The sequence below is a fragment of the Clostridioides sp. ES-S-0054-01 genome (genome assembly GCA_021561035.1).
Taxonomy (GTDB): domain Bacteria; phylum Bacillota; class Clostridia; order Peptostreptococcales; family Peptostreptococcaceae; genus Clostridioides.
In genome coordinates, this window is record CP067346.1 from 1,773,439 (window position 1) to 1,786,877 (window position 13,439).

Here is a 13,439-nt window from a genome sequence, read left to right on the forward strand (position 1 = left end):
TATAGACCTTAATAATATAAATATATAAAAAATATTTCAACATGTTATAAATAACTGGTCATTTTATAAGTGAAATTGGAAATTAGATGCATGTTTTATAAAAATTTGATGAAAAAAACAATTAAAAATTGTAAAGAAAAAAGATATAATTAGAAATGTAGTAATAAATATTTTATTATAGGTAATAGAGTTTGGGTATCTTAAATAATATTTGGAGGAATATAGATGGAATCAATACCAAGAAGTGCAAAAGTAGAAGAATTTGATAAAGTAATAGAATTAATAAACTATGTATTTAGGATATCGAGAAATCATAAACCAACTATGATGGAGGAATTTCCTATTTTACTAAATAAAAATAATATAGAAAATATGATTATAATATCAGAAGATGATAAAGTGGTTTCTGATGTAAATTATCTAATTCAAGATGTATCTATTCAAGGAAGTAGGGTGAAGGTTGCAGCCATAGGTGGAGTATGTACTCATCCAGATTATGAAAAGAGAGGATATTCATCTAAGATATTGGATAAAGTAGAAGAAAAAATGTTTTATGATGGTGTAGATATTGTAATCATTTCAGGAACAAGAAGTTTATACAGTAGAAGAAATTGCAGTTTGATAAAAAGTTTCTACCAATATACAATAAAACCTGAAGATGTGAAAATACCATATGAAATAGTTGAATTTGATGAAACTAATTTTGAAAAAGATGATGATTTAGATAAAATGATTGAACTGTATAATCAAAATAGTACTAGATTTATAAGAACAAGGGATGAGTTTCAAAAATTATTGCATGCAGCAACTATTGCTTGGGGACCGATTGATTACAAAAAGATATTTATAAAAGAAAATAATGATGTAATAGGATACTTGATAATAAGAACAATAAAAAAAGAGGATTCTATTGTAGGAGAAGTGGCTGAGATAGGGTTAAATTCTGTAAATGTTGAAAATGTATTGAAATATGTTACAAATAAATTTGGATTAGAATATTTAAATTATAAAGTACATGTGAGAAATCTTAAAGACCAGTTGAAATGTAATAGAACAAAATCTTTGGACTACCAACAAGGAACTATGAAAATAATAAACTTTACTAAGCTATGTGATAGTTTAAGAAGTTATTTTAATCAATATGTAGATTCTAAATTATTAAAATACATGGAATTTAAACAAGTTGAAAATAAATATATTATTAAGTACAAAGAGGAAGAACTCGTAATAGAAAGTTTGGATAAGCTTAATAAACTATTTTTTGAGAAAAATGAAGAGCAGTACAATGAATTTAAACATCTAAAAAATATACATGAATTTGCTACAAAGGCATTTCCTGTAGATTTTCCATGGACTGCAAATTTAAATTATCAATAATTGTTATACTTTTAGACTGTATTAAATAAAAGAGAATTAATACCTAAAGTGAGCTCTTATTAAATAACAGAAATTATTGGATATTAAAAAAGAAATTTTGTAAGGAATTAGAAGGGATGAGTATTATATGGACATACTTGATGATATAGCAGAATGTATATTAAATATGGGTGTAGACAATATAGAAAATTTAGTAAAAATTGCTATAGATAAAAATATTGATGTGGAAGATATTTATGAATATGGTTTAAATAAAGGTATGATAGGAGCTTTAGATAAATTTGAGAATAAAGAATACTATCTTTCAGAAGTTATAGTATGTACAGACGCATTAAATAAAGGGATTAATCTTTTGAAAGGAACTGGAAAAGTAAAGAAAAAATCAAAGGGAGTAATTCTAATGTCTGTAGTAGAAGGAGATACTCATGAGATAGGAAAAAATATTGTAAAGGTAATGGTGGAAGCCACTGGATATAAGGTTATTGACTTAGGTGTAAATAGAAAAAGTGAAGATATAATAGAAGAAGCTATAAAAAACAATGTGGATATAATAGGCTTATCTTCAATGATGACAACAACGATGGAAAATATGAAATCAGTTATAGACGAGCTTAATAGGATTAATATAGATAAAAGACCAAAAGTAATAATTGGTGGTGGTCCTGTAAGTATGGAGTTTGCAGAAGAAATAGGAGCAGATGGATATAGCTCAAATGCTCCAAAAGCAGTAAAATTAATAAACAAACTTATAGGAGGTGAAGTTTAACGTGTTTTCAGATATGACTTTACTTCAATATATAAATAGTGAAGATAGAGGTTTTTTTCTTCCTGATATGGGTACAAATGGACTGTTTTTAATAAATAAAAAGGCATATGAAGTGTATGATAGTGTAGATTTACAATTAGAATTAGCAAAAACTATGGACAAGTATTTTGAATCAGACTTTATATACTCATTCTGTGATGGTATTACATTTTGCGAAACTCTGGGTTTAGAGACATTAAGGCCAGATTATGATTTTCCAAGTGTATTAACACATACTATAACTGACAGGGAAAAACTAAGAAAATTAGACGTTCCAGACCCTTATACAAGTGGACGTATGCCACTCAATATAGAAAGCTTATCACTTATATCAAAAAATATTAAAAAACCACTATATGAGTCGATACAAGGTCCATTTACACTTGCAGGTCAATTAGCTGGAGCTACACAACTTTTAAGATGCATAATAACTGATAAAAAATTTGTAGAAGAACTATTGGAATTTACAACTGAATTGGTAAGAAGATATGCCGTAGCTGCAAATAAAGCAGGAGCAAAATATATTTCAATAGCAGAACCAACATCAGTAACCTTAAGTAAAGATAGATTTGATGAATATATAGTAAAAAATTTAAATAAAATTTACGATGAACTTGATTGTTGGAAAGGTATGCATATATGTGGAGACACCAGAGAATTATTAGATAATATGTTAAGTTGTAATATAGATGCAGTAAGTTTAGACCAAATTTTAAACTATGAAGAAATTGCTCCAATGATTCCTAGAGATATAGTGTTGATTGGTAACTTGGACCCAATAAAACTTCTTGGACGTTCTAACCCAGATAAAATCAGAAGAGAGACACTAAAGCTGTTAAAGAAGATGAGAGGATACGATAATTTCTTATGTGATTTTGGATGTAACTGCTTAAATACCACTCCAGTAGAAAATTTACAAGCAGCTATAAAGGCAGGAAGAATTAGTTATAAAGAATTAGATAGGATTGATATTGATGAATTATAATAGTAATGAAAATGAATATCTTTTAGAGAATATAAATTTAGAAGATATTTTTATAGATAAGAACATTGTGCTAAAGTTTTTGGGGTATGGAAATAGAAAAGCACCCGATACAATTATTGAAATCGTGGAAAGAGAAATAAAAAATATAAATAATATTTTGGATATTAAGGTATATATAAGTGAAGTTGATATTGATAAAATGCCTAAAGAATGTAAAAAAGCATTTGCTATACTATATACAATAGGAGATAAAATTGACATCAAGATGAATGATTATATGAAAACTTGCAATATGATGGCAGGATTAGCACTTGACAAAATAGGTATAGTATATTTAGACTGTATTAATGAGAAAATAAAAATGTGCTTAAAAGAAAAATATGCTAGCTTCAACATATCACATGAGATATATCCGGGAGATAAAGATTTTGAAGTAGAGAGACAAAAGGATATTTATAACTATATAAAAAATAAATATAATAATATAGAAATAGAAATCAATGATTATCATCAACTATCTCCCATAAAAAGTGTCGCAATGCTTATTTTGATGGGTGATGAAGAAAATTTAGAATCAAGATGCAGTAAATGTCCTAGAAAATGTTTTTAGCCAGCTTTTAAGATTAAGATTTGTTTTATGTGTAAATTGCAATAATTTTTTTTGTTATTTTATATCTATAAACCAAAAAAATTATTGCAAAATAATATTATATTTAATATGTATAGCTTTAAGAGTTACAGTAGTTTCTCCAATTCAAGAAGTGTATTTTTTCAAGGTCAAGCCAAAGTTTATCGCTTATATTTCTATATGATTTTATACACTTCTCGAAATTAAGTTCTAAATCAAATTCAGATAGAAGTATTTTAAAAGCATGTGATTCACTCTTATTAAAATCAAACAAGATGTCATCTGAATCAAAACATATAAATTTATATGTTTTCATGGGTTTTATTCTTTTATAAGATGACTGCAAAAATTACTTTGCTTTCACTATTTGAATCATTTTGCCATTTATGTTTTGTTCCTAAAGGAATCTTTACACTATCCCCTTTGAATAAAGTAAACTCATCATCATCCATAAAGAGTTTAACTTCTCCTTCCAGAACATATGCAATTTCATCTCCATTATGAGTAATTCTATCAACACAAGAAGAAGTATTTGGAGATAAATCCATAATTGCAAATTCTAAATTACCACTGTAGTCTGGAATTAAAATCTCATATACAACTTCTTTGCTTCCAGGTAAAATAACTCTTTTTCTACTATCATGTCTTACTATCAAGCTTTTTTTATCTACCTCAGATACAAAAAATGTAAATAAAGGAACGTTTAGGGAAGAGGCTATAGATTTTAATGAGTTTACAGATGGATTAGCAAGACCTCGTTCTATTTGGCTTAATAATGATGGTGTGACATCAGCTAGTTTTGCTAAATCTCGAATACTTAAGTTTTGTTTTTTTCGAACTTCAGCTATTTTTTGTCCTAAATTTAAATCATTCATATGAATATCCTCTCTTTTTAATTTAAAAATATTAACTTAAAATAATCAAGTAAAAAGATTATATAGTATGAAATTATTATAACATATATAATGAAGTTTTGAAAAAACTATGTTCAATATAATTGAATAAATTAAAATATAATTGACAAGTGAATACAGGATACTTAAAATATATTTAAATAAAATTAAGTAAAAAATAATTAACTTATGATAGGAGGTGATATTATGCAAATAACAACTTTTGGAGCGATATTTGGATTATTAATAGCAATTATTTTAATTATAAAAAAATTTCAAGCTGTATATAGTTTAATGTTAGGAGCATTTATTGGAGGATTAGTTGGAGGAGCAAACATAACACAAACTGTAGATTTTATGACAACTGGAGCTATGAATATATCACCATCAATTCTTATAGCTTTAGCATCATGTATTAGCTGGAAGTTTAATAAAGACAGGGGCAGTAGATAAGATATCAGAACAGATTGTAAGAATATTTGGTGAAAAGAGAGTTTTGTTTTCGATTGCTGTTTCAATGATGGTATTATTAGCACCAATTTCAGGGGCTTCAATAGTAAATGCAGGCTCTAGTGTGTTCGAGCAATTACCACCTGGCTCATTATTTCATACTAGTGCAAGTAGTATAAATATGGATATAGGAGAAAGATTTAGATTAATTCCATATGAAGCACTGATAGGAATAGTAATAACTACAATTTCAACATCTATTCAATTAATTTTACAATAAATATAAATATTTAATGAAAAAAGTAGGATTTTGTTATTAAATATTGAATTTATTATAGTAAAAAAGAAGATTGGAGTTTTAAAGTGAATAAAAAAAAGATAGTTATTATAGGAATTATTTACTCTTTTTTAGTGGTGTTTTCACTTACAAATATGTATGTAAATATGGAGTATAATCTAAATGTATTTGAATATATTGAGAAATCACTTCCATTTACAGAAGAAGAAAAAAAGTGGCTAGAAAAACACAAGAATTTGATTTATAGCTCTGACCAAAGTTCCCCTCCTTTGAGATATAAAGGTAAAGAAGATGGACAGTATAAGGGAATTATTGTTGATTTAATAAATTCTCTGTCAATTCAAATTGGTAGAGATTTTTATTTTAAACCAAATACTTGGTGGAAAGAATCTTTCATAAATTCAATAGATGATAGTATAAAGTTTTTTGACTTGATACCATCAAAAGAAAGGGCAAGTAAATTTATATTTACTGACCCAATATATACTTTGAGTGCAAATATATTAAAAGATAAAAAATCTCAAGATATAAATAGTTACATGGATTTAAAGGGAAAAACAGTAGCAATTCCAGAAGGTGACTATTCTATAAAATTTTTGAAGCAAAAAGTTCAAGATGTAAATATTCTATTGACTCCAGATATAAAGACTGGAGTCAAGCATTTGATATCGGGAAGTGCAGATGCAGTTGTTGGTGATGAACCAGTATTAAGATATTATATAAATAATTATGGACTTTCAAATAAATACAATGTTTTAAGTAATCCTATATATACTAAAAAGGCAGTTCTTGCTGTACCTAAACAATATGAAGCGTTGGTCAGTATTTTGAATAAAGGGATTTTTAAACTTCAGAAAAATGGAGTGTATAAAGACTTAAAGAAAAAATGGTACTCTACATATAATGGAGTTGATGATATATTATATGAGAGAGGAGTTACGCCTAGTATTTATCTTTTTATAGGTATAATTTTAATATCAATTTATTTTTTTTATAGCTATACATATTTGTTAAAGATAGAAATAAAAAGAAAAACAGAAGAGGTAATAGAAAATAAAAAAACTTTGGAGGCAACCTTTAATAGCATCACAGATATAATAATGCTTGTAGATGAAAATAATAATATAGTAGAGTCGAACAAAGTACTATATGATTTTATAGGCGAAATAAGTTATAAAATAGAAGATTTGATTAACATGATAAAAGGTATTATTGAAAATACCTTTTCTGAAAATACGCATAAAACTAGAGAAATAGAAATACACAATAAGATTTTAAAGATAAACACTTTTCCTGTAGAATATAAAAAAAATAATACTGGGTATATAGTAGTTCTTATTAAAGACATAACTAATGATAAAATAGTAGAGGCAAAATTACTTAGAGAAAACAAAATGATATCTATAGGGCAACTAGCTTCTGGAGTAGCACATGAGATAAGAAATCCTTTGGGCATAATAAGAAACAATTGCTATCTTTTAAAAGATAACGTTACAATAGAAGAAGTAAATGATTGTGTAAAATCAATAGAAAGCAATGTAGACAGAGCAAGTAACATAATAACCAACTTGCTAAATTTTGCGAGAATATCAGATGATAATTTAGAACATATAAATATAAGAAATTTTATTGAAAATATAGTGAAACTTCAGTATAAAATCTTACAGCTAAAGAATGTTGAAATAAAAATCGACTGTGATAATAATTTAGTATGTTATATAAATGGAGAATCATTAAAACATGTATTTATAAATTTAATTTCTAATGCAGTAGATGCAATACATAAAGATGGAAAAATTATTATATACTGTTATGTAAAAAATCATTGTTTGTTTATAGATTTTAAAGATAACGGTGAAGGAATAAAAGAAGATGCTCTGAAGGATATATTTAATCCTTTTTATACTACAAAGCCAATAGGCGAGGGAACTGGTTTAGGTTTATATATTACTTATAACGAGATTAAAAAGAATAATGGAGATATAAGTGTTGAAAGTAAATTGGGGATTGGAACTTGTTTTCATGTAAAAATTCCACTAAATAAAGAGGTGACTATATAATGAAAATACTAGTAGTTGATGATGAGCTAGAGTATGGAGCGGTAATGAAAAAAATTCTACAAAAGAATGGCTATCTTGTAGATATAGCACTAAGTGGTGAAGAAGCTATAAATATAATTAGAAAAGATAAGAATTATGATTTGGTTTTATCTGATGTTATGATGAAAAATATGGATGGAGTACAGCTATTAGATAGAATTAAATCTATTAATAGAAATATAGAAGTTATATTAGTTACAGGATATGGAAGTATTGAAAATGCAGTTGATGCTATGAAAAGAGGAGCTCTATCTTATTTTATAAAAAGTAACCCCATTGAAAATTTATTAGAAGAAATTGAAAAAGTAAAGGCGGAGAAAGCATCAGTTTCTATACAAAAAAATAATTTAGAATTTACTTTAGAATCTAAAAATAGAGATTTTAATGATATTATAAAAATAGCAGAAAAAGCTGCTTGTAAAGATGTTAATATATTAATTTTGGGGGAATCTGGTGTAGGGAAAGATATACTAGCTAGATATATACATAGTATAAGCCCAAGAAAGAATGAGATATTTGTGCCTGTAAATTGCTGCTCTTTTTCAGAAAATCTATTGGAATCTGAGCTGTTTGGACATGAAAAAGGCTCTTTTACAGGAGCAGTGGATAGTAGAAAAGGCAGATTTGAACTTTCGAATAAAGGAACTTTATTTTTGGATGAAATAGGAGATATACCTTTAAATGTTCAAGTAAAACTTTTGAGGACACTTGAGGACAAATCCATAGAGAAGATAGGAAGTAATAAATCCATTAAAGTTGACTTTAGGTTAATTTGTGCGATGAATAAAGAACCAAAAGTAGAAATATCAAGTGGAAATATAAGAGAAGATTTTTTTTATAGGATAAGTACAATAACAATAACTATACCACCACTAAGAAAGAGAAGGGAAGACTTAACTACTCTTGTAGAATTTTTCTTAAATAAGTATCAAATTGAACATGATAAAAAGATATACTCAATTGATAAGGAAGTAAAGGATTTTTTATTAAATTACAATTATCCAGGAAATATAAGAGAATTAAAAAATATAATAAATAGACTTGTAGTTTTAAGTGAAGAAGGTAGTTTATCAAAAGATAATTTAAATTTAATATCAAATAATGTGTATATAGACAATAAAATAAGTATTAGACCTTTAAGAGAAATAAGAAAAGAGTTTGAATGTGAGTATATTGAAAAGGTTTTATCTTTATGTGGAAATAATATTTCAAACACAGCTAAAAAATTGGAGATTAGTAGAAGACAATTAACTAACAAAATATCAGAATATAATATTAAGTGAGAAAAAAACTTCTCATTAAGTGAGAAGAAAATTTCTCAAACTATATTAAAAGATAAGCAGAAAACTTCTGTTTATCTTTTTTATTATAGCTTTAAAAATTAATATTTACAATAATTATTGGTAAATTCAATACTGATGTAATTTAAAAATTCAAATTTCTATGATATTAATACATAGAATATATATTTTAAATAATTGGCATAGAAAATGCTTTATATATTAATAAACGTAATAATAAATACTTTTAATTGCGATTAAATATATTAAGGGGGATTTTCATATGAAGCTAGAGCTAGGGAATATATTTATAAAAAACATTGAATTTGGAGAAAAGACAGAAGTAAAAGATGGAGTACTATATGTAAATAGCAATGAAATAGAAAAGATAGCATTAGAAGATGAAAGGATTATAAGTGTAAATGTTGAACTTGCAAGACCTGGTGAATCAATAAGAATAGCTCCAGTTAAAGACGTAATAGAGCCTAGGGTTAAAATTGGAGATGAAAGTAAAATATTTCCCGGAATTATAAATAAAGTGAAGACTGTAGGAAGCGGAAAAACTCATGTACTTTTAGGAGCTTGTGTTGTAACTTGTGGAAATATAGTTGGATTTCAAGAAGGTGTAATTGATATGAGTGGTCCTACTGCTAAATATACACCTTTTTCAAAAACAAATAATATATGTGTTGTTTTAAAAGCAAAGGATGGTATAGATACTCATGATTATGAGGAAGCAGCTAGAATTGCTGGATTAAAAATAGGTGCATATGTAGGTGAAGCAGGAAAAGATGTTGAGCCAGATGAAGTAGTTGTATATGAGACAAAATCATTATTAAAACAGGTAAAAGAATATCCAGACCTTCCAACAGTAGCATATATCCATATGTTACAATCACAAGGGCTTTTACATGATACCTATTATTATGGGGTTGATGCTAAACAAATAGTTCCCACATTTATGTATCCAACTGAAATAATGGATGGAGCTATAATATCTGGAAACTGTGTAGCACCATGTGATAAGGTTACGACATTTCATCATTTAAATAATCCAGTTATACATGACTTATATAAAAGACATGGAAAAGATTTAAACTTTATAGGTGTTATTTTGACTAATGAAAATGTATTCTTAGTCGATAAAGAGAGAAGCTCTGATATGGTAGCCAAACTAATAGAATTTTTAGGAGTTGATGGAGTTTTAGTGACAGAAGAAGGTTATGGGAATCCAGATACTGACCTAATGATGAACTGTAGAAAATGTAGCGAAGTTGGAGCAAGTGTAGTTTTGATAACAGATGAATTTCCTGGAAAAGATGGCAAGAGTCAGTCTATAGCAGATGCTACTAAAGAAGCAGATGCAGTTGTTTCTTGTGGTCAAGGAAACCTAGTGGTTCATTTCCCAGCAATGGAAAAAATTATAGGAACTTTAGATTATGTTGAGATGATGATAGGTGGGTATAAAGGATGCTTAAATGACGATGGAAGCATGGACGTAGAGCTACAAATTATAATAGCGTCAACTATAGCAAATGGTTATAATCATTTGACAGCAAGATATTATTAAATAAATATTTGAATATAGAGTTTTGTTAGTGTAATCATTGATGTAATAACTATAAAGTGATTTGGAGGATTAAGAGATGAGTAAAATCAGAGTGGTTCATTATATAAACAATTTCTTTGCTGGTATAGGAGGAGAAGAAAAAGCAGATATTCCGCCAGAGAAAAGGGCTGGGGCAGTAGGACCTGGAATAGCATTTCAGAGTCAATTTAATGATGATGCAGAGATAATTTCAACTGTGATTTGTGGAGATACGTATTTTGGTGAAAATATTGAAAGTACAACTCAAGAACTTTTAAAAATGATAAAAGAAGAAAGACCTGATTTATTTATTGCAGGACCAGCATTTAATGCAGGTAGATATGGAGTAGCTTGTGGGATTATTTGTAAGGCAGTTGAAGAAGAACTAAATATTCCTGTAGTTACAGGAATGTATAAAGAAAATCCAGGTGTAGATATGTTCAAGTTAGATCTGCATATAGTATCTACAGGAAATTCAGCAGCAAGTCTTAGAAAGGTAGTTCCAATAATGGCAAAACTAGGTCTTAAATTGGTTAGAGGTGAGGAAATAGGGTCTCCTGAAGAAGAAGGATATATAATGAGAGGAATAAGAAAAAATTTCTTCCATGAACTTAGAGGGTCTGAAAGAGCAATTGATATGTTGGTTAAGAAGATGAAAGGGGAAAACTTTGAAACTGAGTATCCAATGCCTGAATTTGATAGAGTTACACCTGCGAAGGCCATTAAAGATTTATCTAAGATAAAACTTGCACTAGTAACTTCTGGAGGGATAATTCCAATTGATAATCCAGATAAAATTGAATCTTCAAGTGCTACTAAATATGGAGTTTACGATTTAACAAATATGGATTCTATGTCAAATAAAGAATTTACAACTATACATGGAGGTTATGATAGAGCATATGTCCTTGAAAATCCAAATTTGGTTGTGCCATTAGATGTAGTTAGAGAGTTTGAGAAAGAAGGTATAATTGGAGAATTAGCAAATTATTTTATAACTACTACAGGAACGGGAACAAGTGTTGGTAATTCTAAAAGATTTGGTGAGGAATTTTCTAAGAAATTGTTAGAAGATAATATTGATGCTGTAATTTTAACATCTACATGAGGTACTTGTACTCGTTGTGGAGCAACGATGGTAAAAGAGATTGAAAGAGTTGGTATAGCAGTTGTTCATATTTGTACTGTAGTACCAATATCACTTACAATAGGGGCTAATAGAATTGTTCCAGCAGTAGGAATACCATATCCACTTGGAAATCCTAATTTAGGAGAAGAAGAAAGTAAAAAAATTAGAAGAAATATAGTTTTGAAAGCTTTAAATGCATTGACAGAAGATATAGAAGGTCAAACAGTTTTTGAATAATAAAAATATAACGTAACATTGAGATAAAAAAAGATGTCATAAAATAGTTTTTGAAACTTATTTTACAACATCTTTTTTTATTATTATATATTAATTATTTTTTAAATTTATATTTTTTGCATCAGATTTTCTAATAGCCAAATCAAATCCTCTAAATCTAATCACTATAGGGTCATTAAGAGGAGCTATTTTTTTCACTTCAACCTCAGTGCCATCTATTAATCCTAAAGCTAGAAGTCTCTTCATAAGTTTTTCATTTCCAACTACATTGTCTATAATTCCCTTTTGTCCAAGTTTTAAATTGTAAACAGTCATTATTAACACCTCCTAATGAAAATCATTATCAAACTTTATATTTATAATATATAACAAAAAGAGTAAATTGTCAATATATAACAAAAAAATAAACATACTAACTTAGTATGTTTATGAAAAATAATATACAGGGAATACTGATAGCATCTAGCAAAAATCCACTTACTAGCGGGACTACCAAAAATGCTTTTGGAGAATCACCATATTTTTGTGTCAAAGAGCTCATATTTGCTAAAGCGTTTGGAGTAGCTCCTATTCCATGTCCAATCAGACCACTTATTATGATGGCAGAATCAAAGTCTTTTCCAAGTACCCCAAAACAGATAAATATAGAAAATAGAATTATAAAGATTACTTGGAAAGTTACTATTAGGAGAATAGGAGGTAATAGTGTAGATAATTCAAATAAATCTATGTTCATAAGTGATAAAGTCAAAAAAATTCCTAATGAAATTTCTTTTAGAAAATTTATAAGTTTAAAATTTAATTTTAGTATATTTATCTTGTCATTCAAATTTCTAAAGATGACAGCTGAAAACATACAAGTTACAACAGAAGGTAAAAGAATGTTAAACATTATATAGAAGGATCTACTTATAATTTCTCCTGTATTTATACAAATAAATATGAGAAGAACTTGTTCCAAAAACACGGTAGGTGTTATTGGTTTAGAGAAGTAATTGTTTTTTATTCTATTCTTATTTCTAAAAAACTTATTTCTTAATTTCTTTAGATTTCTATTATACTTAGGACTTGATAAGTCTATATTTGACGAGGGTTTTAATTTATATTTATTTATTAAAAATCTAGCTACAGGAGCTCCTAATATACCACCTATAATAAGTCCTATTGTTGCAGAAGATAAACCAACTCCAACTGCTCCATCTACACCAAGGTTTTCTATTGTAAGTCCAAATGCAGCTGAATAACCATGACCACCTTCCATAGACACATTCCCACACATGAGTCCTAAAAGAGGTTCAAGTTTTATAATTTTTGATATTGTAATAGCTAAGATATTTTGGCAAAATGCCAATACTCCACATAAAATCCAATATCTAAATAATACACTCCCACCCTTTTTTATAAGACTTATGCTTATTTCAAGTCCTATTGTTGTAAAAAAGAAGGTTATAAAATTTGGCATTAAACTTCCACTTACAGATATATCTACTATATTAAAATATTTAAGAAATAAATTTAAAAAACAAAATGATAGACCTCCTATTACTGGTGCAGGTATGCAGAAGTTATTTAAAAAAGTAATTTTATTTTTTAACAAATTACCAATTAAAAAAAATAATATGGATAGAGTTAGAGTTTGTATAGTATCAAAAGTTATGGTAAGCAAAATA

11 protein-coding genes and 2 pseudogenes are annotated in these 13,439 nt (G+C 27.6%); 9 read left to right on the plus strand and 4 right to left on the minus strand.

Translation table 11 applies throughout. The annotated features are described in order from the left end of the window. Positions 1-225: 225 nt before the first annotated feature. From JJC02_08555 to JJC02_08570, 4 genes are all read left to right on the plus strand, one after another. A complete protein-coding gene (locus tag JJC02_08555) occupies positions 226-1,377 on the plus strand; it encodes a GNAT family N-acetyltransferase (protein ID UDN56189.1) in 1,152 nt (383 codons plus the stop codon). A gap of 127 nt (positions 1,378-1,504) precedes the next feature. Then, positions 1,505-2,143: a cobalamin-dependent protein gene (locus JJC02_08560; GenBank protein UDN56190.1), complete on the plus strand. Its 639-nt coding sequence runs from the start codon at positions 1,505-1,507 to the stop codon at positions 2,141-2,143. 1 nt (position 2,144) lies between these two features. Continuing rightward, a complete protein-coding gene (locus JJC02_08565) occupies positions 2,145-3,167 on the plus strand; it encodes a methyltransferase (GenBank protein ID UDN56191.1) in 1,023 nt (340 codons plus the stop codon). Further along, on the plus strand, positions 3,157-3,777 hold the full coding sequence (locus JJC02_08570; protein ID UDN56192.1) for a hypothetical protein: 621 nt from the start codon (positions 3,157-3,159) through the stop codon (positions 3,775-3,777). The genes JJC02_08565 and JJC02_08570 overlap by 11 nt, the downstream gene beginning before the upstream one ends. Positions 3,778-3,934: 157 nt before the next feature. On the opposite strand, the pseudogene JJC02_08575 reads toward JJC02_08570, so the two are convergent. Further along, positions 3,935-4,111, minus strand: a pseudogene (locus JJC02_08575) (noncanonical pyrimidine nucleotidase, YjjG family). A gap of 13 nt (positions 4,112-4,124) precedes the next feature. After that, positions 4,125-4,670: a helix-turn-helix domain-containing protein gene (locus tag JJC02_08580; protein UDN56193.1), complete on the minus strand. Its 546-nt coding sequence runs from the start codon at positions 4,668-4,670 to the stop codon at positions 4,125-4,127. Between the two features lie 225 nt (positions 4,671-4,895). On the opposite strand from JJC02_08580, the pseudogene JJC02_08585 reads away from it, so the two are divergent. From JJC02_08585 to grdB, 5 genes and pseudogenes are all read left to right on the plus strand, one after another. Next, positions 4,896-5,418: pseudogene (locus JJC02_08585) on the plus strand (hypothetical protein). Positions 5,419-5,501: 83 nt separating this feature from the next. Beyond that, a complete protein-coding gene (locus JJC02_08590) occupies positions 5,502-7,496 on the plus strand; it encodes a transporter substrate-binding domain-containing protein (protein UDN56194.1) in 1,995 nt (664 codons plus the stop codon). Continuing rightward, positions 7,496-8,818, plus strand: a complete 1,323-nt coding sequence (locus tag JJC02_08595) for a sigma-54-dependent Fis family transcriptional regulator (protein UDN56195.1) — start codon at positions 7,496-7,498, stop codon at positions 8,816-8,818. Before JJC02_08590 ends, JJC02_08595 begins: the two co-directional genes overlap by 1 nt. Before the next feature lie 280 nt (positions 8,819-9,098). Then, a complete protein-coding gene (locus JJC02_08600) occupies positions 9,099-10,385 on the plus strand; it encodes a glycine/sarcosine/betaine reductase component B subunit (GenBank protein ID UDN56196.1) in 1,287 nt (428 codons plus the stop codon). A gap of 76 nt (positions 10,386-10,461) precedes the next feature. Next, positions 10,462-11,769, plus strand: coding sequence for a glycine reductase complex selenoprotein B (gene grdB, locus JJC02_08605; GenBank protein ID UDN56197.1), 1,308 nt, complete (start codon positions 10,462-10,464; stop codon positions 11,767-11,769). A gap of 90 nt (positions 11,770-11,859) precedes the next feature. Here grdB and JJC02_08610 read toward each other — a convergent pair whose 3' ends face one another. Then, on the minus strand, positions 11,860-12,084 hold the full coding sequence (locus tag JJC02_08610; GenBank protein ID UDN56198.1) for a ferrous iron transport protein A: 225 nt from the start codon (positions 12,082-12,084) through the stop codon (positions 11,860-11,862). A 97-nt stretch (positions 12,085-12,181) separates the two neighbouring features. Continuing rightward, positions 12,182-13,435: a sodium:glutamate symporter gene (locus tag JJC02_08615; GenBank protein UDN56199.1), complete on the minus strand. Its 1,254-nt coding sequence runs from the start codon at positions 13,433-13,435 to the stop codon at positions 12,182-12,184. Positions 13,436-13,439: the final 4 nt, after the last annotated feature.

What these genes read in the sequence shown, in the direction of transcription:
- JJC02_08555 (UDN56189.1), top strand. Translation starts at nt 226, where the DNA reads ATGGAATCAATACCAAGAAGTGCAAAAGTAGAAGAATTTGATAAAGTA.
- JJC02_08560 (UDN56190.1), top strand. Translation starts at nt 1,505, where the DNA reads ATGGACATACTTGATGATATAGCAGAATGTATATTAAATATGGGTGTA.
- JJC02_08570 (UDN56192.1), top strand. Translation starts at nt 3,157, where the DNA reads ATGAATTATAATAGTAATGAAAATGAATATCTTTTAGAGAATATAAAT.
- JJC02_08580 (UDN56193.1), bottom strand. Translation starts at nt 4,670, where the DNA reads ATGAATGATTTAAATTTAGGACAAAAAATAGCTGAAGTTCGAAAAAAA.
- JJC02_08595 (UDN56195.1), top strand. Translation starts at nt 7,496, where the DNA reads ATGAAAATACTAGTAGTTGATGATGAGCTAGAGTATGGAGCGGTAATG.
- JJC02_08600 (UDN56196.1), top strand. Translation starts at nt 9,099, where the DNA reads ATGAAGCTAGAGCTAGGGAATATATTTATAAAAAACATTGAATTTGGA.
- JJC02_08610 (UDN56198.1), bottom strand. Translation starts at nt 12,084, where the DNA reads ATGACTGTTTACAATTTAAAACTTGGACAAAAGGGAATTATAGACAAT.